17 protein-coding genes and 1 tRNA gene are annotated in these 24079 nt (G+C 42.1%); 13 read left to right on the plus strand and 5 right to left on the minus strand.

Going from position 1 to position 24079, the window contains the following annotated elements; all coding sequences use genetic code 11:
* Positions 1-412 precede the first annotated feature (412 nt).
* The gene (locus F8R90_RS07530; RefSeq protein ID WP_196510233.1) at positions 413-853 is read left to right on the plus strand and encodes a hypothetical protein; all 441 of its coding nucleotides are present in this window, start codon (positions 413-415) and stop codon (positions 851-853) included.
* 229 nt (positions 854-1082) lie between these two features.
* Here F8R90_RS07530 and F8R90_RS07535 read toward each other — a convergent pair whose 3' ends face one another.
* Both F8R90_RS07535 and F8R90_RS07540 read right to left on the minus strand, forming a co-directional pair.
* On the minus strand, positions 1083-1721 hold the full coding sequence (locus tag F8R90_RS07535; protein ID WP_190894128.1) for a peroxiredoxin: 639 nt from the start codon (positions 1719-1721) through the stop codon (positions 1083-1085).
* 330 nt (positions 1722-2051) lie between these two features.
* Positions 2052-2123 (minus strand) — tRNA-Thr (locus tag F8R90_RS07540).
* A 368-nt stretch (positions 2124-2491) separates the two neighbouring features.
* Between F8R90_RS07540 and argF the strand changes: the two genes are divergently transcribed.
* The 9 genes from argF to ureG all read left to right on the plus strand — a co-directional run bounded on the left by argF (position 2492) and on the right by ureG (position 12359).
* Entirely contained in the window at positions 2492-3412 is a 921-nt protein-coding gene (argF, locus tag F8R90_RS07545; RefSeq protein WP_196510234.1) for an ornithine carbamoyltransferase, read from the plus strand.
* 210 nt (positions 3413-3622) lie between these two features.
* Entirely contained in the window at positions 3623-4228 is a 606-nt protein-coding gene (lexA, locus tag F8R90_RS07550) for a transcriptional repressor LexA (protein WP_190894130.1), read from the plus strand.
* 88 nt (positions 4229-4316) lie between these two features.
* On the plus strand, positions 4317-5798 hold the full coding sequence (locus tag F8R90_RS07555) for a DNA phosphorothioation system restriction enzyme (protein WP_196510235.1): 1482 nt from the start codon (positions 4317-4319) through the stop codon (positions 5796-5798).
* A gap of 329 nt (positions 5799-6127) precedes the next feature.
* The gene (locus F8R90_RS07560; protein WP_181984959.1) at positions 6128-6301 is read left to right on the plus strand and encodes a hypothetical protein; all 174 of its coding nucleotides are present in this window, start codon (positions 6128-6130) and stop codon (positions 6299-6301) included.
* Positions 6298-8364 carry an AAA family ATPase gene (locus F8R90_RS07565; protein WP_196510236.1) on the plus strand — a complete coding sequence of 689 codons (2067 nt, stop codon included), beginning with the start codon at positions 6298-6300 and terminating at the stop codon, positions 8362-8364. The genes F8R90_RS07560 and F8R90_RS07565 overlap by 4 nt, the downstream gene beginning before the upstream one ends.
* Before the next feature lie 206 nt (positions 8365-8570).
* Positions 8571-10469: a DUF3370 family protein gene (locus F8R90_RS07570; protein WP_196510237.1), complete on the plus strand. Its 1899-nt coding sequence runs from the start codon at positions 8571-8573 to the stop codon at positions 10467-10469.
* Positions 10470-10559: 90 nt separating this feature from the next.
* Positions 10560-11006: an urease accessory protein UreE gene (gene ureE / locus F8R90_RS07575; RefSeq protein WP_196510238.1), complete on the plus strand. Its 447-nt coding sequence runs from the start codon at positions 10560-10562 to the stop codon at positions 11004-11006.
* Positions 10981-11673 carry an urease accessory protein UreF gene (locus F8R90_RS07580; RefSeq protein ID WP_196510239.1) on the plus strand — a complete coding sequence of 231 codons (693 nt, stop codon included), beginning with the start codon at positions 10981-10983 and terminating at the stop codon, positions 11671-11673. Before ureE ends, F8R90_RS07580 begins: the two co-directional genes overlap by 26 nt.
* An 89-nt stretch (positions 11674-11762) precedes the next feature.
* Positions 11763-12359, plus strand: a complete 597-nt coding sequence (ureG, locus tag F8R90_RS07585) for an urease accessory protein UreG (protein WP_196510240.1) — start codon at positions 11763-11765, stop codon at positions 12357-12359.
* 13 nt (positions 12360-12372) lie between these two features.
* On the opposite strand, the gene F8R90_RS07590 is transcribed toward ureG, so the two are convergent.
* The gene (locus F8R90_RS07590; RefSeq protein WP_196510241.1) at positions 12373-14259 is read right to left on the minus strand and encodes an ABC transporter ATP-binding protein; all 1887 of its coding nucleotides are present in this window, start codon (positions 14257-14259) and stop codon (positions 12373-12375) included.
* 343 nt (positions 14260-14602) lie between these two features.
* On the opposite strand from F8R90_RS07590, the gene F8R90_RS07595 reads away from it, so the two are divergent.
* Genes F8R90_RS07595 through F8R90_RS07605 form a run of 3 tightly spaced genes read left to right on the plus strand, consistent with a single transcriptional unit; the run spans position 14603 to position 21878 of the window.
* On the plus strand, positions 14603-20059 hold the full coding sequence (locus F8R90_RS07595; RefSeq protein ID WP_196510242.1) for an eCIS core domain-containing protein: 5457 nt from the start codon (positions 14603-14605) through the stop codon (positions 20057-20059).
* Positions 20059-20673: an immunity protein Imm33 domain-containing protein gene (locus F8R90_RS07600; RefSeq protein ID WP_196510243.1), complete on the plus strand. Its 615-nt coding sequence runs from the start codon at positions 20059-20061 to the stop codon at positions 20671-20673. The genes F8R90_RS07595 and F8R90_RS07600 overlap by 1 nt, the downstream gene beginning before the upstream one ends.
* 32 nt (positions 20674-20705) lie before the next feature.
* Positions 20706-21878, plus strand: a complete 1173-nt coding sequence (locus F8R90_RS07605; RefSeq protein WP_196510244.1) for a YbjN domain-containing protein — start codon at positions 20706-20708, stop codon at positions 21876-21878.
* A 71-nt stretch (positions 21879-21949) separates the two neighbouring features.
* Here F8R90_RS07605 and uvsE read toward each other — a convergent pair whose 3' ends face one another.
* Positions 21950-22906, minus strand: coding sequence for a UV DNA damage repair endonuclease UvsE (uvsE, locus tag F8R90_RS07610; RefSeq protein ID WP_196510245.1), 957 nt, complete (start codon positions 22904-22906; stop codon positions 21950-21952).
* A 230-nt stretch (positions 22907-23136) separates the two neighbouring features.
* Positions 23137-23880, minus strand: coding sequence for a class I SAM-dependent methyltransferase (locus F8R90_RS07615; protein WP_196510246.1), 744 nt, complete (start codon positions 23878-23880; stop codon positions 23137-23139).
* Positions 23881-24079: the final 199 nt, after the last annotated feature.

Raw genomic sequence — 24079 nt, forward strand, 5'->3', positions numbered from 1 at the left:
TAAGGGACTTCCAAATAAAAAAATATACCATCGCTATAGAGGCAGGGGGCAGGGAGCAGGGAGCAGGGGGAGGGATAGTCGTAGTGAAGTCCAGAAATTGGATAATTTAATTTCTGGAAGTCCCTAAGGAACAGGGGGGAGTAGTCCCAGAGAATGAAGTTTATAAGTTTTTGACTTTTATCAGATATCTAATGCTTAGATTTAAAAAAAAGAGCGATAATTAGTGTTGCGATACTTTTTTGTTAAAGCTTGATATTCCTTTCTTTTTAGCTAAAGGAGTAATAGCCCTCTTTGTTAAATGGCGATAAGGGTTTAAGTTATCCATAAATATATTTAACAGAAAAGTATTCATTTTTAGTGTGTATGTGATTTAAGCGCATTTTTTGAACGCAGTTACACCGAGGAGGTTGAGATGAGTCGTCTTCTTTACGAAAATTCAGTCTCATACAAAGGATATCTCATCATTCCATTTGTTTTTGGAAAAGTTGATAATTACGAAATTTATTCGTATAAATTACTATCTGAAATTGGCAATAAAAGCCAATTTCATAAAGCAGAAAACCCAGCAGAAATTTATGGAAGTAGCGTTAGTAATATCGTTGATCTTGCTAAAGAACATCTTGATCAAAATTCAGAGTTTGTTCATCGAGGGGATAGTTTTAAGTCGCGCTACATTTACCGAAACAATTTAATTATCATTTTCCAAGAAAGAGACAAATTCTTTTATGACCATTATCCACCAGAGTTATTGAATAATATTGCAGCTCCAAAATTATTCAAATCTGAATACGAATGTCTGAGTTGGATTAAACAAGGGCTTAATGGGCAACATGTACGGCAAAGAACTATTTGAACAAGCAATCTTGACTTTGGTGCAGAGATCCAAATCTAGCACCAGATACAATCTCACCGATCAACTTCAGCTTTGATAGTTACTGAAAAGCCGTATACGTCCATTGGTGAATATACTAACCAATGTTCAACAAACTAGGCGCAAGCAAGCTTCTGCATTGACTCAAATAAACAAAGACGCAATGTTATAACATTGCGTCTTTGCTTTTTATCCGAAATCATTTTCAGATTTACTTGTTAGGCTGAGGAGTTAGCCGCAGATAGGGTTTGACTTCCTGGTAGCCTTTGGGGAATTTCTCTTTGAGTACTTCTGGATCTTTGAGTGAGGGGACAATTACACAATCGTCTCCATCTTTCCAGTCAGCTGGTGTCGCTACGCTGTAATTATCAGTCAATTGCAGAGAATCAATCACCCGCAAAATTTCATCAAAGTTGCGTCCCGTGCTGGGGGGATATGTGAAACTCAGGCGGAGTTTCTTATTGGGGTCAATTACGAAAACCGATCGCACTGTCAAAGCCGCATTAGCATTGGGGTGGATCATGTCGTAAAGATCAGAAACCTTGCGATCCGCATCCGCCAAAATTGGGTAGTTGAGGGTGGTGCTTTGAGTTTCTTCGATGTCTCCCACCCAGCCTTTGTGGGATTCAACATCATCAACACTGAGTGCGATCGCTTTGACATTGCGCTTGTCAAATTCTGGTTTTAGCTTGGCAACTGTACCAAGTTCTGTTGTGCAAACAGGTGTAAAATCAGCAGGGTGAGAGAACAGCACAACCCAGCTGTCACCTGCCCATTCGTAAAAATCGATGTCGCCGTGTGTTGAGGCTTGCGTAAAGTTGGGTACTGTGTCACCTAGACGGAGAGCCATGTGAGATTCCCTGTAATTAGAAAAGCATATGTGTTCTACTTTGCCATCATGACATAAAACCCCTATTCCCCAATCGGACTTTAGCGGTTTGAAACAAAATTTTAGGTTGTCACCACTCTCGGATAAGGGACGAGGGAAGGTAAAGATTGTTAAGTGACATACTCCCACACTTTTGCAAGCGGTTGTCCGTAGGAGTATCTGTGCTTATCTGTGGTTAATTATTTTTTCCGTACCTGATCAATGCGGGAACCGCCATAGTTTAGATACTAAAACATAAACTTGTGTAATTTATAGCCAAAAATCCCCCAGATTTGGGGGATTTTGCGTTAAAGCCAGCAGCGGGATTTGAACTCGCGACCTTCCGATTACAAGTCGGATGCACTACCACTGTGCTATGCTGGCAAGTTTGGCGTAGGTGTAGCCTAATGTAGGCATTGCTTTTAAATAGCAACCACAATTTATGATTGTACCATAATTAAATTATTTGTCTACCTGTAATTGCTAAAAAATATTCGCCTCTTCAGAAATTAGGCTCAAAGACCTGAGATTTTGGCAATAACGCTGCTTTTGTGACCTTAGATGGGAGCGTTGGTCTTGCAATTGTGACGAAACAGAAAAAAATCATGTTGATAAATTGATATTCATGGCAAAAGCTAACTCAAATCCTGGGCTGGACGCAAAAATATTGTGTACAGTTCTAAAAGTGTATTTTCTTGACACGGCTGAATAAAGGAACAGAAATATATAATTATTTTTTACAGATCACAAGCATGGCAGCATTGCTCGGACGAGATTTATTAAGTCTAGCGGACTTCAGTCCAATGGAAGTTCAAGAACTTCTGCAATTGGCAACTCAACTTAAATCACAACAACTGAAGTTGCAGTGTAATAAAGTTTTGGGGTTGTTGTTCTCCAAAGCTTCAACTCGCACACGGGTAAGTTTTACTGTGGCGATGTACCAACTGGGTGGACAGGTAATCGATCTCAACCCCAATGTCACTCAAGTTAGTCGCGGGGAACCTTTGCAGGATACGGCGCGGGTGTTAGACCGATATCTGGATATTTTGGCAATTCGCACTTTTGCACAGCAGGATCTGGAAACTTTTGCTCACTATGCTAAGATTCCGGTGATTAATGCGCTTACTGATGCAGAACACCCCTGTCAAGTCTTAGCGGATTTATTAACGATTAAAGAAAGCTTTAACACCCTTGCTGGGTTAACTTTAACCTACGTGGGTGATGGGAATAATATGGCTAATTCTTTGATGTTGGGCTGTGCTTTAGTGGGGATGAATGTCAGAATTGCCACTCCTAGCGGATATGAGCCAGATTCTCAGATTGTAGAACAAGCAAGAGCGATCGCTAATAACAAAACGGAAGTCCTCGTCACTCATGATCCTGAATTAGCAGCTAAGGGTTCTGCTGTACTTTACACTGATGTTTGGGCAAGTATGGGGCAAGAAGCAGAAGCAGACAACCGGATGCCAATTTTCCAGCCTTACCAAATTTCAGAGCAGCTATTAAGTCTTGCTGACCCAGAAGCAATTGTTTTACACTGCTTACCAGCCCACCGTGGTGAAGAAATTACCGAAGCAGTTATTGAAGGTTCTCAATCACGAGTTTGGGAACAAGCAGAAAATCGCTTACACGCCCAAAAGGCTTTGCTTGCGAGTATCTTAGGGGCAGAATGAAAGAAGTTAGGAGTTAGGAGTTAGGAGTCAAAATAGCGAATGTGTGATTGGCTCCTAACTACTTCCTGGTAAAAAATCCAAAATAAATGGGTAAAAGAAAAGAGAATTATTTTTCTTTTGCCTTTCATATTTTTACTTTTCTCTTGTTATGGGGAGTTTTTTGTAGTACTAATGTTCTAGAGACATTTATAATTACTTCCGGCTTTCTTTATGGAACGTCTAACTGAAGCTCAACAAGAACTTTACGAATGGTTGGCAGAATACATCAGATCGCACCAGCATTCGCCTTCAATTCGGCAAATGATGCAAGCGATGAACTTGAAGTCACCAGCACCAATTCAAAGTCGCTTAGAACATTTACGCACTAAAGGATATATAGAATGGACTGAAGGTCAAGCACGAACGATTCGGATTTTGCGTCCAGTGAAGCAAGGTGTACCAATTTTGGGGACGATCGCTGCTGGTGGTTTAATAGAACCGTTTACTGATGCTGTAGATCATTTAGACTTTTCTAATATCTCGTTACCTCCCCAAACCTACGCTTTGCGCGTTGCTGGCGATAGCATGATTGAAGACTTAATTGCTGATGGCGATGTCGTATTTCTGCGTCCAGTAGCAGAACCAAATCATTTAAAAAACGGCACCATTGTCGCCGCCAGAGTAGATGGATTTGGTACCACATTAAAACGTTTTTATCGCCAAGGCGATCGCGTTACCCTCAAACCAGCAAATTCTAAGTACAATCCCATTGAAGTCAGCGCCATACAAGTGCAGGTACAAGGTTCTCTCATCGGTGTTTGGAGGGGTTACAACTGAGTAATAGAAAATGGGGAGTGGGGAAGAGATAATCAATACCCAATGCCCATTAATTAGGGTTCATGACTACCTTTGTGCTTAACATTTTATGTACCTGACGCAAAATTCAGTGCAGCAACTGCCCACTTTCCGATTAAAATTGCCATTTGCAAGGGAAAGTAAGGGCAGTTATCACACTTCGCAACCATTACCAGGATGCCCAAGAATGCCTCTGTCTCTGCAATTGCGGCAATATCAGCGAGAAGCGATCGCTAGCTGGTTTACCAACAATGGCAGAGGGACGCTGAAAATGGCTACTGGTAGTGGTAAAACAATTACCGCATTAGCGATCGCTTGTGAATTATATCAGCAGATTAATTTACAAGTTTTGTTGGTGGTATGTCCCTACCGCCATCTCGTTACCCAATGGGCACGAGAATGTGAAAAATTTAATTTGCAACCCATTTTAGCTTTTGAGAACTTACGCACTTGGCAAAGTCAACTTTCTACGCAAATTTATAATCTGCGTTCTGGTTCTCAAAGGTTTGTCACGGTGATTACTACGAACTCCACTTTAATTGGAGATGGGTTTCAGTCTCAACTCAAATATTTCCCCGCCAAAACTTTAATTATTGGGGATGAGGCGCATAATTTAGGCGCACCCAAATTAGAAGAAAGTTTACCGCGTAGTGTTGGGTTGAGACTAGCTTTATCTGCCACACCGGAAAGGTATTTTGATGATTTTGGTACGCAATCTTTATTTGATTATTTTGGCCCAGTTCTCCAGCCAGAGTTTACTTTGAGGGATGCGATCGCTCAAGGTGCTTTGGTGCATTATCTGTATTATCCGGTGTTGGTAGAGTTAACTGAAGCAGAAAGCATTGCTTATTTAAAGTTAACTAAAAGAATTGGGCGATCACTACTATATCGAGATCGAGAAAATAGCGAAACGGGAAATTTTGAAGACAATGAAGATTTAAAGCCTTTGTTAATGCAAAGAGCAAGATTAATTGGTGCGGCGGAAAATAAATTAAATGCTTTACGGGATTTAATGGCAACTCGCCGCGAAACTACTCATACACTTTTTTATTGTAGTGATGGTTCCCAAGATGCAGGACAACGTTCATCTCTACGCCAACTTAAAGCTGTTGCTAAAATTCTGGGGGTGGATTTGGGGTACAAGGTAAGTACCTATACAGCCCAAACAACTTTACAAGAAAGAGAACTATTACGTCATCAATTTGAAAGCGGTGAATTACAGGGTTTAGTGGCAATTCGTTGTTTAGATGAAGGTGTCGATATTCCGGCAATTCAAACTGCGGTGATTTTATCAAGTTCTGGTAATCCCCGCCAATTTATCCAGCGACGGGGGCGAGTTTTACGTCCTCATCCTGCTAAGGAACGCGCGACAATATTTGACATGATTGTTTTGCCACCAGATTTAGATAGAGAAACTATAGAAGTTGAGCGTAATTTGTTGAAAAAGGAATTGCGCCGCTTTGTAGAGTTTGCTGATTTGGCTGATAATGCAGGCGTTGCAAGAATGAAGTTACTTGATTTACAAAAGCGATATGGTTTATTAGATATTTGATGATGAACCAGAAAATAATTGTATGTTTTTGTAAAATTTTTCGAGATTTGAAAAAAGAAGCATTAAGTATGAAATAATAAGATTATGAGTTAGATCATAATTGGATATAACCTGCGTTAAAAATTTCACCTCCATCCCATTATGATCTAGATTGTTACTATTAATAGTAACAGAGAACGATTAAATGATAAAGTATTTTTTCAAATAAATTATAAATTTAAAAAAATAGTTTTTGCAAAATTAAAGATAACGCAAACAGTGGCTTTACGGAGGCAATTGCAACACTAGAGAAAGTTAAAATATAGAAAAAGCATATTTCAAAATCCGATATGTCACAAGAGACGAATATCGATGATGTACAGGAGCCAATAACCAGTGCTCCACCAGAAGTACGGCAAATCATTGAGCGGGTATGGAAGCTGGAAAAAGGCAGGCTAGATAAGAAGATTAACACCCATATAAATGACAATATTTTGGACATTATTAAGGAAGAGGTGCGATGAAGCTGACTTCAATCAAGCTATGCAACTTTCGCTCCTTTTATGGTACGACACCAGAGATGATCCTAGCTGGGGGAGATGCTCAAAACACGACGATTATTCATGGTAATAATGGCTCTGGAAAAACTAGCTTGCTAAATGCCTTTACGTGGGTATTGTATGATAAATTTAGTGCAGCATTTGCATCGATAGAGCAGTTGGTAAATAAGCGTGCGATCGCAGAAACTCAAAAAGGTCAAGCTGTAGAATGTTGGGTAGAGATTGGCTGGGAACATGAAGGTAAGCGCTATCGAGTTAAACGCGCCTGTCGGGGTTATAAAAACGAAGGTGATTTTGACGCTGGCAAAACTCAATTAACCATGTGGGTTGGTGCGGATGATGGCAAATGGAATATACCAACTCAGCAACCAGACGATATAATTAATCAAATTTTACCCGCTACTTTACATCAATATTTTTTCTTTGACGGCGAACGAATTGAAGAAATAGTCCGTTCTGATAAAAAAGCTGAAATTGCCGAAGCTACAAAAATCTTCTTGGGTGTGGAAGTAATCAACCGTTCCATCAGACATTTGGGAGATGCTAAAAAAACTCTAGAAAATGAGTTAAAAGCTATTGGTGATTCTGAAACCAAACAACTATTACGACAGCAAGAAAAGATAGAACGAGAGCGTGAACGCATTACCAAACGGCAAACTGAAATTAAAGAAGAGTTAGAATATCAACAAACTTTTAAAAAAGAGACAAGCAATCGTTTACGAGAATTGAGTGCTGCGAAAGAATTGCAAGAAAGATGGCAGGATTTAGAATCGCAGAAAGCGGCGAATCAAGAAGAATATAAAAAAACTAAGGAAGCGCTGAAAAAAGTTATTTCCGCGCGGGGTTATACAGTTTTACTCTCAGAAACTACATCCCAGTTTCGAGGAATTATCAATGACTTGAAGCAGCGAGGCGAGTTAACATCAGGAATTTCGCGGGAATTTGTGAATGATTTACTCAATTCTCAACGCTGTATCTGTGGTGCAGAGTTGCATGATGGTAATAATTCTCATACTCATGTGAGTGCTTGGTTAAATAAAGCAGGTTCCTCGGCGGTGGAAGAAACTGCAATTCGGATGAGCGCTCAAGTAGATGAAATTGATAAGCAAGCCATAGGATTTTGGGAAGAAGTTGATAGAGAACAAACTAGGATTAATCAGTTAAGGCAAATCATATCCCAAATTGAAATTGATTTAGACAATATTCAAGAACGGTTGCGAAAAGATGCTAATGAAGAAATTAGCAGTTTGCAAAAACGGTTAGATGAAATTGAAAGTAAAATTGATGAATTAAACCGAGAACAAGGTGCAAATCAGCAGCAGATTGCTCAACTCACAACTGAAATTGAAGGTTTGAACAAACAAATCGCCAAACAAAAGCTGAATGAAGACAAGCAAACTTTAGCACAGCGGCGAATTAACGCTACTCAAGATGCAATCGAACGGTTAACAGAAGTTAGGAATCGTCAAGAGCAACAATTTCGCCTGCAACTAGAAAAGCGAGTACAAGAAATATTTATGGAAATTTCTGTAACTCCATACATTCCTAAAATCAGCGATAAATATGAACTGACATTAGTAGAAAATACCACAGGTATAGAAGCACCAGTTGCAGCATCCACCGGGGAAAATCAGATTCTCAGTTTATCCTTTATTGCCAGCATCATTGACAAAGTACGGGAATGGAGTGAGAAAAGAAAAATGATGATGATTCCCGATAGTAGTACTTTCCCAATTGTCATGGATTCACCCTTTGGTAGTTTAGATGAAAGTTCGCGGCGACACATTGCTAAGACAATTCCTCAATTAGCGAATCAGTTGATAGTTTTAGTTACTAAGACTCAGTGGCGGGGTGAAGTAGAAGCAGAAATGACAGACAGAATTGGTAGAGAATATGTGCTTACATATTATTCTTCTAAGCCGGATTGCGAACAAGATTATATTGAGTTGGCTGGGGAAAGATATCCTTTGGTGAAACAAAGTCCGAATGAGTTTGAGTATACGGAAATTATGGAAGTTGAACGTTGAACGGGATGGGTAATTACAGTGTGTCAACTTAGAGCCAAGGCGAATGAAATTCGCGGCTACACAAACAAAGCCCACCTTTCCTTCGGAACGCTACGCGAACGTGGGCTAAGGTTTTGTCTCTGTAGGCGCGGTTTATAACCGCCTTTATTAAGTTCTTTACGAATTACGAATTACGAATTACGAATTACGAATTACGAATTATTTTAATGCTCCTCAAAAAAACTACAGTACTCGTCGTTTCCCTCTTAACTCTATCAACCCCCAATGCCCTAGCCTTTTCTGACACCCAAAGCTATTGGGCAAAAAATTGTGTCCAGCAACTAGGAGAGCGTAAACTTATTACAGGCTACCCTGATGGTAGTTTTCGCCCAGAAGCAACAGTGACACGCGCTGAAGCAGCAGTGTTGATGCTAAATGCTTTTCCTGATTCACCAGTGAAACGCACTGCTACGTCATTTAAAGATGTACCCAGTAATTATTGGGCGAATAAAGCAATTTCTACGGCTTACCAAAAAGGATTTTTTTCTGGTTATCCCGGTGGAATTTTCCAGCCTAACCAGCCAATTCCTCGTGCCCAAATCATTGGTGTCGTAGCTGGTGGGAAAAATTACAGTCCTTTATCCAACCCAACGCAGATATTACAAAAATATTTTAACGACGCGGGACAAATTCCTAACTATGCCCAAAATGCGATCGCATCTGCGACTATTAATAGTATTGTTGTCAATTATCCTAATGTCAAACAGCTAAAACCATTGCAAAGCGCTACTAGAGGCGAAGTTGCAGCTTTGATATGTCGGGCGTTAAATATCTACACGGTTCCCCCACAATATATTGCTGGAGTCGAAGTACATCCGCAAGAAGTACGCCCTTTACCAGGAAAACTCGATATTATTCCCACCTTTAACAGCAATAGTCCCGAACTGGTAACAACTGAAGGAATTTTACTATCAACTTTCCCCCCAAATGGAAAACAAGTACAGTCAGCACATTTAAATTATCCCTTTCAAGGCAGATTTGATATATTTGCTCATCATATCGTCAGGGCAGAAACATCAGCCCAAAGCCGCACTGTTTACCAAGGGATAATTGTACATAATCCAGGAAATGAACCTGTGACGCTGCAAGTATTACAAGCAGCTAGTTACCTCACCAAAGAAGCACCATTTATCGCTTTACCTGATGTGGTAGAAAATCCCCAAGGTACAGTTTACTCTGGGTCAGGCGATCGCACAATGAATGATGTATTGCGGGGAGTTCGGCAAGGGATTTTTCCCGAAAAGCTGGTGATAGAACCAAAAGAAACGCAAATCCTAGCGAATTTACCCATTCCCGTACAGGCTCCTGCTTCTAACGGTCGCACTACGATGATGCGCTTGGCAAGTAGTAGTCCAGTTTATCTCGCAAATTTAGTTAAAAATAGTAATATTCCACCCACCTTAGCCGAGTGGCAAAAGCTTCTGGATACAGGCAGTTTAGCAGGAAAGCGTGACCCCATTCCTACACCTCTCGACCCTCCCAGAGAACCAACGGTATTTAGTCGCGTTGCTGGTGTCTCCCAAGGAGCGCAATGGCAAACACAGCTTACGGATAATTCTAATGTATCTGAGTTAACAATACCTCAACCAGGAAAAGCGTTTTCTTATCCTTTGGGAACTGTACATTTAATTACTCTCAGCACTGGGCAAATTCAAAGTGCAGCGATGTTAAAACGCTATCCTGATACAGCATACTTTGCCCACAGTAACTATGGTGTTGAATACAATCTGACTGTACCCCTCAGAAATATTACTAATCAAACTCAGACGGTAACTGTATCAATCCAGACTCCTATTAAGGATGAAGGGGGAACGGATAGACTGCTGTTTTTAAAGCCAGGTGTAGAACAAATATTCTTTCGGGGAACGGTGCGGGTGCGTTATATCGATGATAATGGTGTGGAAAAGACGCGCTATGTGCATTTGGTACAGCGTCGGGGACAAAGGGGTGAACCATTGGTGACGCTGAAGATGTTGGCGGGTGGGAAGCGAGAAGTACAGGTGGACTTTTTGTATCCTCCAGATTCTACGCCGCCGCAGGTGTTGACGGTGAGAACGGAGGGGTGATTTTTTCACTACACAGCTTTCAGAAGCCCTGTGCTAATTGGTGTTCACACTCAAATCATAATGAAAAGTGGAAATTCAGGCAAAACTCTTATGCTGACATTTACCCAACTTAAACCACCTAATCCTGATGTCGCAGTCACCTTTACTCTGGCGCTGACAGCAGAAGAACGTACCCGCAGCCGTCATCGCTTTGAAACGGAAGATAGCAAGGTTGTGTTTCTACATTTACCTAGAGGAACTGTTTTACATGATGGCGATATTCTCCAAGAAGAAACCCATAGCAGTTTAATCAGAATTACTGCCAAACCAGAACTAGTGCTGACTGCCTTTGCCCAAACACCACTTTTATTACTACGGGCGGCATACCATCTCGGAAATCGCCATGTACCTGTAGAAATTACCCCAACTTATTTACGCTTGTCCTCAGATTCGGTTTTACACAGTATGTTGAAACAATTGGGGTTAGAAGTTAAAGAGGAAATTTTACCGTTTCAGCCAGAATTGGGAGCTTATGGACAACACCATCATGCTCACTGATAGCCATCTTTTGAGTATTTTACAACTGGCTAGCCCCGCTTTGCCCGTAGGAGCATATAGCTATTCTGAAGGTTTGGAAATGTTGGTGGAAAATGGTACGATCGCTAACCACACACATCTCAAAGATTGGTTAAAAGCAGAGTTACTCTACGGGGCAATTCGGCTAGAAGCGGCGGTAATGGTACGATCGCAGCAAGCTGCCAAAATACATGATGTAGAGTCGCTATGTCGTTGGAATCTGTGGTTATCCGCTGCTAGGGAAACAGAAGAGTTACGCGCCTCTAGTTGGCAGATGGGGCGATCGCTCATCCAATTACTTGGTAAACTAGAACCACAGATTGTGCCTATTGTCAATGCTGTAGGTAATCCTTGCAATTATGCGATCGCTTTTGGCATTGCCATTGCCCATTGGCAAATCAGTATTAAAGCCGGATTACTCGGATATCTGCATAGTTGGGCAAGTAATTTGATTACTGCTGGTGTGAAACTTATCCCCCTTGGGCAAACCGCAGGACAGCAGTTATTGCTAGATTTGCAACCATTAATTAGCGCTGCGGCATTGGAAATTCTCGCGTTGGAGGATGATCAACTTGCCTGTTGCAGTTGGGGTTTGTCGCTGGCGAGTATGCAGCATGAAACGCAGTATACAAGGTTGTTTAGGAGTTAGTCAAAATAATTCGTAATTCGTAATGACGCTCGAATACTCGCTAACGCTACGCTAACGTAATTCGTAATTATTACAAAGGACAAATGACAATGAATGTATTTAGAGTGGGAGTTGCTGGCCCAGTGGGTTCGGGGAAAACGGCTTTAGTTGATGCTTTGTGTAAGGGATTGCGTGAGCAGTATGAGATTGCGGTGGTGACAAATGATATTTATACTCAAGAGGATGCTCAGTTTTTAGTGCGTTCTCAGGCGTTGGCAAGCGATCGCATTTTGGGTGTAGAAACTGGTGGTTGTCCCCATACTGCTATCCGTGAAGATGCTTCGATGAATTTGGCGGCAATTGAACAGTTAGAGGAACGTTTTCTCGATTTGGATTTAGTATTTTTGGAAAGTGGCGGCGATAATTTAGCTGCTACCTTTAGCCCCGAATTGGTGGATTTAACAATTTACGTCATCGATGTTGCAGCAGGCGATAAAATTCCCCGCAAAGGTGGCCCCGGTATTACTAAGTCTGATTTGTTGGTAATTAACAAAACTGACCTTGCACCCTATGTTGGTGCAGATTTAAGTGTGATGGAACGAGATGCTAAAAAAATGCGCGGTGATAAACCTTTTATTTTTACTAATTTAAAAACTCAGTCTGGACTTGCAGATGTAATTAACTTTGTTTGTACAAATATCTGTTAAGCCTGAAAGTTTTCTATAAAGCCCGTAGATGACGGCTTCGCACACGTTCAGCACTACCGGTAGGAATCGCAGCAATTAATTTTTGCGTGTATTCCTCTTTGGGTTCTTGGTAAATGCTTTCGGCTGTCCCTTCTTCAACAATTTGACCGCGATTCATGACTAAAATGCGATCGCTCATAAATTTCACCACACTTAAATCATGAGAAATAAAGATATAAGTAAGCTGAAAATCTGACTGTAATTCTTTGAGAAGATTTAATACCTGCGCCTGTACTGAAACATCCAGCGCTGAAACTGATTCATCGCAGATGATAAACTTAGGATTCAATGCCAAAGAACGGGCTATGCAAATCCGCTGGCGTTGACCACCAGAAAACTGATGAGGATAGCGGTTCATCGCATCTGCACTCAAACCCACCCGTTCCAAGAGTTCGGCTACTCGCACTCGTCGTTGTTGCTTTGTTTTACCAACGGCGTGAATTAACAATGGTTCCATCACCGCGTCCCCAACCTTCATCCGGGGATCGAGGGAACTGAAAGGGTTTTGGAAGACTATTTGCATTTCCCGCCGCAGTTTTTGCAACGGTTCTCCTTTGAGGCTAGTAATATCTTGTTTCTCAAAGATTATCTGACCACTCATCGGTTCAATTAATCGCAGCAAGGTTCTGCCAAGGGTGGTTTTACCGCAACCAGATTCTCCTACCAAACCTAGTGTTTCCCCTGGTTTGACATCAAAGGAAACGCCATTAACTGCCATATTGTAGCGTTTTGTCCCACCAAACACACCGCGCACTGGAAAACCAACTTTCAGGTTGCGGATTTGCAGCAAAGGTTCCTTCTCATTGAAGTTTGCCAATCTTGCAGCAATCTCTTCGGTGGTGACTTCTGTGGGTTGTGTGGGTTCTTTGGCTTGAATTACTACTTGTCCCGTTGCTGTCTCTTCTGCACTCATGTAATCAGAAACGGTGAGTAATTTTTGGGGACGGCGGTTGAGTGTGGGGCGACAAGCTATTAAACCTTTAGTATATGGATGCTGAGGACTGCTGAAAATTTGCTCCGCAGTACCAGATTCGACAACTTTACCTCTATACATCACCGCTACTTGGTCAGCAATTTCCGAAATTAGCCCCAAGTCGTGAGTGATGAAAATCATTGCCATATCACGGCTTTGTTGCAATTCGCGCATTAACTCCAAAATAGTCGCTTGCACCGTCACATCCAAGGCTGTGGTTGGTTCATCGGCAATTAAAATTAACGGGTTGCAAGAAATTGCCATTGCAATCATCACCCGTTGCAACTGACCCCCAGAAAGTTCATGAGGGTAGCGTTCCAGCATGGCTTCTTTGTGTTCTTTAACCAACTGGGACAACTTTGATGGTTCTGGTTTCGATGAATTGCTGTTGGTTTGATGCCAAGTTTCGATATACTGCTGCTGGATCTCCTCATCGCTAGCTAGAAGCTTAACCTCTTGTAGACCTGCGATCGCAATTTGTCGTGCTTGGGCTGCTGACACATTTTGATGCCGCATAATTGCTTCTGTTAGCTGAAACCCGATGTTATAAACCGGATTTAGCGAACTCATCGGTTCCTGAAAAATCATGGCGATGTCGCCACCACGGTGTAGCTGCATTTGCTCAGGAGGCAATTTTACCAAATCGATGGCGTTGGCATTCTCTTGAGGACGAAACCAGATTTCACCGCCAGTAACTATACCGGGAGTTTGCAACAAACCCATCACAGCTAGGGCTGTCACTGATTTACCACTCCCCGATTCTCCTACTATTCCTAGAGTTTCACCTCGATGCAAGCCAAAGGAAATACCATCCAAAGCTCTGACAGTGTTGCCATCACTGGGAAATTCAACTTGTAGATTGCTAACCTCTAGAACAGTTTCTCTCATAGGAATTGGGTGTGAATCTTAACTTAAAATTATTTGGATTTTAACAATAGTTTTGATCTATTATGTCGGTAAATATGGTTTTATGCTCCTTGGCAGTTTTTCACTGCTTAAACCTCAACCACAATTGACATCACATACTTCCACAATATACACGCATTTGCAATAAGGTTAAGTTATTGAATAGAGATTTGAAGTTGTTCTACATTTTGGGCAGTTGAATAATTGATGACAAAATTAGACTAAGGTCTATACATAAGTATGTCAATAAAATAGTTAAATTCTTGATAGAAGATACCAGAATACAAAGATAAGGGGTTGGCTAATTTAACCTAGGAATTGAGAGATGAGCGATCGCACATGGACGCGACACAACGCAGGGACATCATTTACAAATCCATCGCTTGTCTCATCCAATATTCCCACATTGGCCAATCCAACACGCGGTTTTGGTTTACCAACAAATAATACTCCACTCGCAACAGTCACAGAGGTAGCAGGCGACCTTCAAGAAGCCCAATCTGCTGATGAGCAATCATTAGAACCAGAAGCTATCAAAGAAAAGCCTCTTGTTCATGACATTAGTCGCATATCTTTGCGTCGTCCACAGCCGCAACTTACAGTTAGCCAGCCAGGAGACCAATATGAGCAGTCAGCTGACTGGGTGGCTAACCAAATTATGCTCCTGCCTAGACCTCAATCAAAGATAAATCCCGGTGAAATAGATTCACAAGATATAGTGCAGCGAAAATGTGCAGCTTGTGAGCAAGAAGAAGAGGAAGTACAACGCGCTAGTGATCACAGCGTTCCAACCCAAGAGAATATTGAGACTCAGTTAAATAATAGTAAGGGTGGGGGAAACCCATTATCTGCCGAAGTGCGAGACTTTATGGAACCGCGCTTTGGTAGTAACTTTGACAATGTGCGAGTACATACTGGCTCCAATGCTGTGCAGATGAGCCAGTCGTTGGGAGCGCAGGCGTTTACTCATGGTAGTGATGTTTACTTTGGTGCAGGTAAATCACCTGCTAATAACGAGTTGACAGCCCATGAGTTAACCCATGTGGTACAGCAGACAGGCAAGGTGCAAAAACAAAACGATACATCCACAGCACCAGCCCCCGTTGAACAGACAGCGAGTGGTATGCCGCCCAAAAAAGGTACAACCAAAATTGACAAAAAGAATGGCACAATTACCGCTTCTGGGAAAAACATCACCGAAGCAATTACAAACTTAACATCACAAGGAAAGGGCGAAGCGGGCAGTGTTACTTGTGCCCCAGAGAAAAGTGTCCAGACTTACCAAGCTGATGATCAATCTGCTGAAATTGTCTATGAAGCAGACGTTCTAGTTACAGAAACTAAGGCAATGCCCGTCTGGACTGAACTCGACCAACAATGCGAACCCGTTAAAAAAGAATGGGCAAGGTTTTATAGCGCTCTAGATACGCACGAAAATGGGCACATTAGTATTGACGAGAAGGCTTTTAAAGATTTACACAAAAAGCTGCTTGGCAAAACAACCTCAGCATCTGACAAGATTTTTAACGATACTTACGCCCAAGCAAATACTGATAACAACACCTACGACACCACAACTAAGCACGGTCTGACTCAAGGTACAGGAGTAACCCCGGTACAGTGTGGCCCAGAAAAAGTTTCTCAAAATGAAGATGAATCAAATGCAGAGACAGAAGTTCAAACTAAGCAGCAGGCGGGGATAAAAACCCTACAGCACAAGTCTAGTAACGATTTTCTGTCTAATAAAACAACACTGCAAACAAAACTTAGCCCTACTCTCTCAGTTACTTCGCAGCCACATTCGACCATACAAGCACAACCGCAGACTAACAAAGTGCAGATGAAATGTAGTGCTTGTGATCTAGAGGATAGTGTACAACGTAAGACGATCGCTCAAAACATCACTTCCCACAAAGACAACAAATCAATTCAAAAACTGGGTTGGAATGATATCAAGGATGCAGCAGGTGCAGGTGCTAACTGGGTTGGTGATCAAGCTAGTGCAGGCGCTGAATGGGTCGGAGATAAGGCTAGTGATGTGGCTTCTATGGGTAAAGATGCCTTTGCTGCCCTAGTTGCGAGAATTGCCCCTGGTTTGGCTAATTTGATTCGCCAAGGGCCGATGGGGTTACTGGGTGAAAAAATCAAAGACGGCATCAAAAGCTGGGTCTCTAGCATCGCTGGAAACATCGATATTGCTGGTGTGATTGCTCAATTGCAGGGCAGTTTTACAGGCGTGTTTGAAGGGATTCAAGATGTTACCAAAGGTGATCCAGCCTCTTGTCGGAATTTTGCCAATAGTTTAAAGGCGTTGCAAGACTTAGGACACGCCTTCATGGAAAATGCCGCTGTCAAACAAATTCAGGCGGTATTTTCTCAAGTTAAAGGCGTTTTCCAAAAAGTTACTGATTTAGCGATCGCCCCAGCGTTTGATGCGTTGATGAGTGTTGCAGGCGGCGTATTTGACACCGTTAAGGGACTGGCAACCACAATCTGGGAATGGGGTGCCCCCGTTCGCAATACTCTAGGCGCTGCCTGGGATTGGGTGAAAGAACAACTCGGCATTGGTGGTGATGGCGAAGGTGGCGTTCTGGGATGGCTGAAGACCAAAGCCTCGCAGGTGTGGACAGAAATTAAAGGCACTCTTGCCCCAGTACTTGGCCCTTTGAAGACTGTGGGCAGTGTCTTACTAGCTTTTTCACCAGTGGGTTCAATCTACCTCATCGTCAAATATGTGCCGCAGCTAGTCAAAGCGGTGCAATGGTTATGGGCGCATAAAGACGATAAAGATATTGTCAAAAAAGCTCATGAGGAAATGGGCGATACGATTTTGCCGGAACTGCTGAGTAATCTAGAAGGATTTGCTCAAACGATGCAATCTACAGTTAGCAGTTTGGTAAATCAGGCAGTTCAATTAAGTGAAGCAGTTTTAGAATTGTTAGGCGCAATTAGCGGAGTGCCATTATTAAGCATGGCACAAAGCTTAGTGCAAACAGTATCAAATGGGGTGAAGGAATTCATCAGTTGGTGTCAAGAAGGATTCCAATCAGCCGCGAAGACTGTCCAAGAATTCGCCAGTAAAATTGTCACGAAGATTAAACCCTACATTGGCGTGCTAACTTCATTAGGGTTAGCGATCGTGAATCCGGCAATGATTCCGGTCATCCTGGCAGGTTGGGCTTGGCAAGCTTTGGATGATTGCTACAAAGCTCCAATTATTAATTTCTTACTTGACATTGTTATTGGCCTGTTGCAGGCTGCGCCCTCGTTACCCATGTTTGGGTTGCTCTGGCCAATAATCAAGGCAGGTGTCCTTGGTTTCCTTCAAGGAGTTAAAGGCAAGCCAGATCACGAAAAGGTTGCGATCGCCAACAAGTTGGCTAAAATCATCAGCGGTGGCAGTCCTGCATTTATTGTTGGATTTGTCAAAGGTTTACTCAAGGGCATCTGGGAAGGTCTCACTGACCCATTTGTGCTGATATATGAAGCCATCAAGGGATTGGGCAATCTAGTTACCTGGCTTAACGATGTGGCGAACCAAGCACTTTCTCCCACACCGACAGATCAGCCAGCATCAGCCCAGGAAGGAACAGCATCGCCAGCAACCGCTGCTAATAACAACGTGGAAATGGGTGAACGGATGCAGCAAATGGCTGGAGAACTGCAACCACCTGTAGAGCAGGTAAGCCAGGGCTTTATGCCAGCCGTGCAGGAGGTATTCAGCGGCGGCGGTGCTATGTCCTTCGAGCAATTGATGCAGAAGCTTGGTGATGCCTGGGGTAGTGTTGAGACGGCGCTGATGAATGCAGGTGGCACCCTTGCCGATAAAGTGTGTCAATTCATGTTGCAGGATAGTGCCGAAGGCGAGATGGGCGAAACGGTCGGTTGGTTAGCCGGAACGATCGCCTTTGAAGTAGTTCTCGGTATTCTAACCGCAGGTTCTTGGACAGCCGCTAAAGGTGCGATGAAAGGACTCAAGCTCTTTGCCAAGATTCTCGACTGGACAGGCGAGGCGATGGGGTTAGCATTTAAGGGCTTGGCTAAAGTTGGTGGCTTTATCCTGGATGGTATTAAGGGATTAGGCAAGCTTTTGGGTAAGGCAGGTGGTGCAGCAAAAGTCATCCTGGATGCTCTGGGTGAGATTGGGCAAAAACTAATTACCTTTGCAGACGAATTGCTTGGCAGAGCAGCTAAAGGAGCAGCTAGTGAGGTCGCTGAAGAAACTGGTGAGAAAGCTGCTAAAGAGGTAGTTGAAGAAGCTGGTGAAAAAGCTACTAAAGAGACAGTTGAAGAAGCTGGTGAGAAAGCTGCGAAGGAGGGAGCTGAGGAAAGCGGCGAGAAAGGTGCGAAAGAGACAACCGATGATGCAGCTAAAAAGGCTGCTGAATTGCCTGCTGCGATCGCTAAGGCGAAATCAATCACGGAAACTAATGATATCGCAGATACACCAGCTCCAATCCTGCTTGGAATCCTAACATCAACTGTTAAACCTCAGTATTCTTGGATTAAGGGGTTTGAAGCGCGTCCAAAGCGGCCGGGCCATTACTCTATTCATATGATTGCTAGTGACCATGAAATTGACTCAGACTACAGTACTGATGAGATTAAAAAACTGGAGTCACAAGCCAAAGAATTTGAAGCCCAGCTAAAAGAAGCATCAGCAAAAACCAGAGAAGCAGAAGCCAAGGCAGTTGAGGCCAGAAGAACTGCTGATGAAGCGACAAGTCATGTCAAAGCAACGGAGGCAGAAGCAAAAGCGGCTGAGGCCAAAGTTCAACAGGCAGAAATAGAAGCCCAAGCAGCAGAAGCAAGAGCTAAGAATGCGGAGGGTACCACGGAAGAAGCAGCTCAAGCCAAACAAGAATTGCTCAAGGCTAAACAAGAAGCAGAGCAAGCTAAACAAGAGGTACTCAAGGCTAGGCAACAAGCAGAGCAAGCCAAGAAAGAATTTCAAGTCTTAGAGCAGGCCAAAGCTAAGGCTAGCCTAGAGGAAACTGAAGCTAGACAAATTGAAGCGATCGCTAGAGAAGAAGCATCTCTAGTGAAACAAGAAGCACTTACAAATCAGAAAGTTAAACTTCAAGGAGACCGTGCTGCTTTAGATAAAGAAATTGATGAGTTAAGAACAGAAGCGGCAAAAGCCCAGAAGAAAGTTGATGAAGCTTCTAAGAAGATCCCTGACAAAAGAGGGGCGGAAAGAAAGCTTGCTGAAAATGAGCTAGATCAACTGCAAAAAAGGCGGGACAAGATTAGTAATAAACTTTCAGAGAAATCAGGAGAGAAAGCGAAGCTAAACAGTCAGATTAAAAACATAGAAGAACAAATACAAGCAGAAATTCGAGCTTCTAGAGCAGTTCCACCAGAAATTGCTAAAAAACTTCGTGACAATAGTCCCAATGATGAATTGCGTAAATGGGTTAATGATTCCAGCAATCCTCAAGTCAAGTTTGATCCTGTAACTGGCAAGCCAATCGATCCTGTTTATGGAAGGCCAGTGGATAGGCTTTCTCCCGATCACATTGTTCCTTTGGAGGAAATAAAACAAATGCCAGGTTTCAATAAGCTGACATATCAACAGCAGCTAGAGGTTGCAAACTTGAGAGAAAATATTATGGGTATAGATCCCCGTGTGAATTCAGCAAAACAAGATACCTCTTGGACAGTATTTAAAGGACACTCAGAATTTGGTGCGATTGATCCAAAAGTTCAAGCAAAACTAATTCAGGCAGAAAAAGATGCAAGAGCAGCATTAGAAAAAGCGATTGAGGCAAGATTACCGTAATGAAATTTCAACGTCAAATAGGAGCATTCAACGTAGTTGCTCATTGTCCTGACGATCTTGAGCATCAAGCTCAAGCACTATTAGATAAACTTGCTGAGATTAATCAGCAGAAATCTAACCTTAAAGATGGGACTAAAGTTGAGTTCGGTTGGTCTATTTTAACTCTGCGTGGCAATGAAGATGAACTTGTCGTTTGTGAACCATATTTCAGCGATGATCCATTTCAAAACTATCTACCAGTAGTTGATGACACTCTAAGAGTGATTACTGAACAAATAGAGTTATTAAATCGTGTTGGGGTAGAAGGAGTCAATCCAAGCTTTCAAGATAAAGTAGTAATTGCCAAAGGGTCTCTCCAGGCAAACCATATCTATCTTGAACGTAAATCACCTGAGGCTAACACCCATAACTCAGGTTGGTATATCGGAGAAGTTACACAAGACAAGCCCGAACAAACTGATGATAACTTTGAAGCTGTTTATGTGTACCAACTGCTAAATCAACGTCCTGCTCTTATGCCAATTCTTGCTTTACCACCTGGGTATCTAGTTATTGTCAATGAAGATATAATTGAAGCAATTTTTAATAAAGATAACCAGAACATTTGGCAGTAAAAAATTAATGACCTTATAGGATAAAGTTCTCTATGGGAACTAAGGCTGAAGATTATCAATATCAATTAGATGCAGAGCTAATCTTATGCGATCGCACCATCTCCCCCTTACCCATCCACGCTCTAGCTCTAGCTTTGACAAAACTAGAAGAGGATTTGATTGAATGTCGTCTCAGGTTTCAAATCAATGCAGAACTTCACCGACACATCGAAACTGAAGCCCTATTCAATCTCAAACCAGAAATTCGTGTCCCGCTTTCCAGTAAAGATTTTTTATCTGAAACAGATATCGAAATTGAGATTAGTTTACAGCCAGATTTTCTCCCAAATCTGAGTGAACACATTGCCAGTCTAGATGAGATATCAAGTAATTTCATTAAGCTAAACCAAGAACAACCTGATAATCCCCTATTTGCAACTGAAAATTGGCTGTTAGTATCAGCCATACAACCGCAAACATCCGGTGATGTTGGCTACCGCACCCTTTGGGATTACCTCAGTCCCGCCACCCTTAGCAAAGCTGCTGCATCCGGTTCAGCTAATCCAATCTCTGATGCACTAGGCACCTTCTTCAAAAATTGGACGCAGAATAACCTATCTGCGGTGACTGAAAAAGCCACTACTGAAGTTGTTGATGGAATTGCTCATTTTTTCAGAGATTTCGCCGATTTCAATCTGGATGAATTGAAAAAACTTGTCAAAAATATTGATCAGCAAGTTACAAAAGATTGGAAACCCTTTTCAGGTGACAGAACAATTCTTCAGGAAATACTTAACTTCTTTACTGAAGACGACTGGAACTTTACTAAATTGCAGGGAGAATCTGTCTTACAACTCGCATTCGGAGGCAAAAATGGCAAATGGAACTGTTACGCCAAAGCCATAGAAGAAAATAAGCAATTTATCTTTTACTCTCTTTGCCCCATCACCGCACCTGAAGACAAAAGACAAGCCATTGCTGAATTCCTCACTCGTGCCAACTACGCCATGATGATTGGTAACTTTGAACTTGACTTTAACGATGGCGAAATTCGCTATAAAACTAGTATTGATATTGCAGGCGATCGCCTCAGTTTTGCTTTAATCAAAAATTTGGTTTACACTAACGTCACCATGATGGATGAATACCTACCAGGGATTTTATTAGTAATTGATGATGATGCCTCACCTCAAGAAGCAATTACCAAAATAGAAACCAACGTATAAGAAGCGAGAGTAACATTAGCCATCGTTGGCTAACATATTACAGTCAAGCATTCGTGTTAATTTAAATACAATTAAATACAATCATTTTTCATCAGCCACCAAGAGCGCAAGTGGGCGATCGCTTCTTCTTTTTGTTTGGCTTCGACTTCGATCCACGGTGCTTGGTGGTAAACTTTGGGCATATCGGTAATCAAGTCGCTGTGTTTTCTGTCATTGAAAGCTTGCTCACCATTGGAAATATGGACTAATTGCCAATCTGGATTTGCCCAAGTTTCTCGCGCTGCGTAAAACATGGATGCGACACTCGGATGATCGTAGCTATCTAAATTTTCGTGGCAAATATGGTGATGGGCATCAAACACCATCGGCACGCCAGCTTGCTGACATACTGCTAAAATTTCATCGGCGCTATAGGCGTATTCATCGTTTTCTAAAGTCAAACGGCAAATGATATTTTCTGGTAGTTCGGAAATTACTTTTACTAGTTGTTCAGGACGTTGAGATTTGCCACCATGAATATTCATCAATGACCAAGGCGATCGCGGTAAGCCCAGTAAGTCAAGTATACGGGAATGTCCTGCTAGATTATTGATACTTGCTTGTACCACTTCGGGAGAATCAGAACTTAGCACTACATATTGATCTGGATGCAACACCATTCTTATGCTTAATGCATTTGCTCGTTGACCGATTGTTGCTAAATCAGCGCTCATTGCCTCTAGTATATTTGCGCCGATTTTGTCTTCTAAGTCACTTAGGGGAAATAAAGAAGAAGACATCCGATAGAGCTGAATTTTATTCTGCTGGCAAAATGAGAGGGCATCATGCAAGCGATGTAAGTTATGCCGATACAGTTCACTCAGGGCACTTTTGCGATCGCTAAGGGAAAGTTTTAAGTATCGTGTGCGCGTCATTGTCCGAAAGCGCACTTGTTTGTCAGAGGTGATACAAACTAGCCCTAGGTTGGGCAGTGTACTTTTTTGGTACTGCTGTGTATTAGGTGAATTTTGAAACTCGATTACGGTCATTAACTAAATTTACTAACTGTTGCATGTTTTGAGCCATTTTTTAATTTAAACAAATTCTGCCACTGACTTACGAGTACCTAAAGAATGAAGTCCTAAGGCTTAAGGGTGTAAATGCTCGTAATACTTACGTTTTAGCTAAACAAGGTCTTCCTCAAACTTAGTCAAATAATGACGTTTGAACGCACCCCATCTAAATCAGAGATTATATTGCTCAGTATTGGTGTATCTATCTATTTTTTATAAGCAATAACCAACAGTTGAGGAGCATCAAAACCACCCTGAAACACAAGGTCATGTATCACCTGCCATCCCTTACGAGTAAACAGCAATTTCCAAAACGATGGGCTGGATTCTGAGTATAACTGCTTCCAGTAAAGCAACTCACTACGAGTCAAAAAACACTGGTCACAACGGTAATAATCTACAGAAAAACCTGTTGTTTCTAGAAGCGTAAATATTTGCTCGTGAGTGAAGGCATGAAGGTGGTATGGATCAAAATGACGCGTCTCCCCTAGTGGTACAGACAACATCAATACGCCATTGCTAGTTAAATAATTACTGAGTTGTTTTAAAAAATTGGTCGGATTTTTTAAATGTTCTATCGTCTCAAACGAGATAACAACGTCAAAAGGCTCCGAACACTCAAATTGCTCTGCATCGGCGCAAATGAAGTTTATTCCGGGAATTTGGTAGTGTTTCTTAGCATATTCCACAATCTGTGAGCATATATCGACTCCAACTACACCGCTTGCGCCTGCAACACGAAGCATTTGGCTACCATATCCACTGCCGCACGCGATATCTAGAACTCTTTTTCCCAAGACGTACTTGGTTGCAGTTTCGTAGCGTCCAAGATGTAGCTCCATGATCTTGCGACTAGCCGAATCCTTACCCATGCGCTGGGGAATCAAGCGTTCCCAAGTTACAGTCAGGTTATCCAAAGCTTCAACTGAACTGCTAACAAAGTTACTCATATAATTTGCGGTTACAAAGTGGTAGTCTTTTGTTTTGATGGTTTTCAATTATACATAGTTGTAACTATCAGTAACATGGTCTTAACATGTGAATTTGGCTAGGGTGTTGAAACTGGAACTATATAAACACCTAGCGCCTACTCTCTCTCCTGTTTAAACGTAATTGATAATTATGTTTTAAGTGGAAATTTAAACCCCA

This window comes from Nostoc sp. NZL (assembly GCF_015714705.1).
Classification (GTDB): domain Bacteria; phylum Cyanobacteriota; class Cyanobacteriia; order Cyanobacteriales; family Nostocaceae; genus Nostoc; species Nostoc foliaceum_A.

Coding starts and splice junctions, on each gene's coding strand:
- F8R90_RS07530 (WP_196510233.1), top strand. CDS start 413: ATGAGTCGTCTTCTTTACGAAAATTCAGTCTCATACAAAGGATATCTC.
- F8R90_RS07535 (WP_190894128.1), bottom strand. CDS start 1,721: ATGGCTCTCCGTCTAGGTGACACAGTACCCAACTTTACGCAAGCCTCA.
- argF (WP_196510234.1), top strand. CDS start 2,492: ATGGCAGCATTGCTCGGACGAGATTTATTAAGTCTAGCGGACTTCAGT.
- lexA (WP_190894130.1), top strand. CDS start 3,623: ATGGAACGTCTAACTGAAGCTCAACAAGAACTTTACGAATGGTTGGCA.
- F8R90_RS07555 (WP_196510235.1), top strand. CDS start 4,317: ATGTACCTGACGCAAAATTCAGTGCAGCAACTGCCCACTTTCCGATTA.
- F8R90_RS07560 (WP_181984959.1), top strand. CDS start 6,128: ATGTCACAAGAGACGAATATCGATGATGTACAGGAGCCAATAACCAGT.
- F8R90_RS07565 (WP_196510236.1), top strand. CDS start 6,298: ATGAAGCTGACTTCAATCAAGCTATGCAACTTTCGCTCCTTTTATGGT.
- F8R90_RS07570 (WP_196510237.1), top strand. CDS start 8,571: ATGCTCCTCAAAAAAACTACAGTACTCGTCGTTTCCCTCTTAACTCTA.
- ureE (WP_196510238.1), top strand. CDS start 10,560: ATGCTGACATTTACCCAACTTAAACCACCTAATCCTGATGTCGCAGTC.
- F8R90_RS07580 (WP_196510239.1), top strand. CDS start 10,981: ATGGACAACACCATCATGCTCACTGATAGCCATCTTTTGAGTATTTTA.
- ureG (WP_196510240.1), top strand. CDS start 11,763: ATGAATGTATTTAGAGTGGGAGTTGCTGGCCCAGTGGGTTCGGGGAAA.
- F8R90_RS07590 (WP_196510241.1), bottom strand. CDS start 14,259: ATGAGAGAAACTGTTCTAGAGGTTAGCAATCTACAAGTTGAATTTCCC.
- F8R90_RS07595 (WP_196510242.1), top strand. CDS start 14,603: ATGAGCGATCGCACATGGACGCGACACAACGCAGGGACATCATTTACA.
- F8R90_RS07600 (WP_196510243.1), top strand. CDS start 20,059: ATGAAATTTCAACGTCAAATAGGAGCATTCAACGTAGTTGCTCATTGT.
- F8R90_RS07605 (WP_196510244.1), top strand. CDS start 20,706: ATGGGAACTAAGGCTGAAGATTATCAATATCAATTAGATGCAGAGCTA.
- uvsE (WP_196510245.1), bottom strand. CDS start 22,906: ATGACCGTAATCGAGTTTCAAAATTCACCTAATACACAGCAGTACCAA.
- F8R90_RS07615 (WP_196510246.1), bottom strand. CDS start 23,880: ATGAGTAACTTTGTTAGCAGTTCAGTTGAAGCTTTGGATAACCTGACT.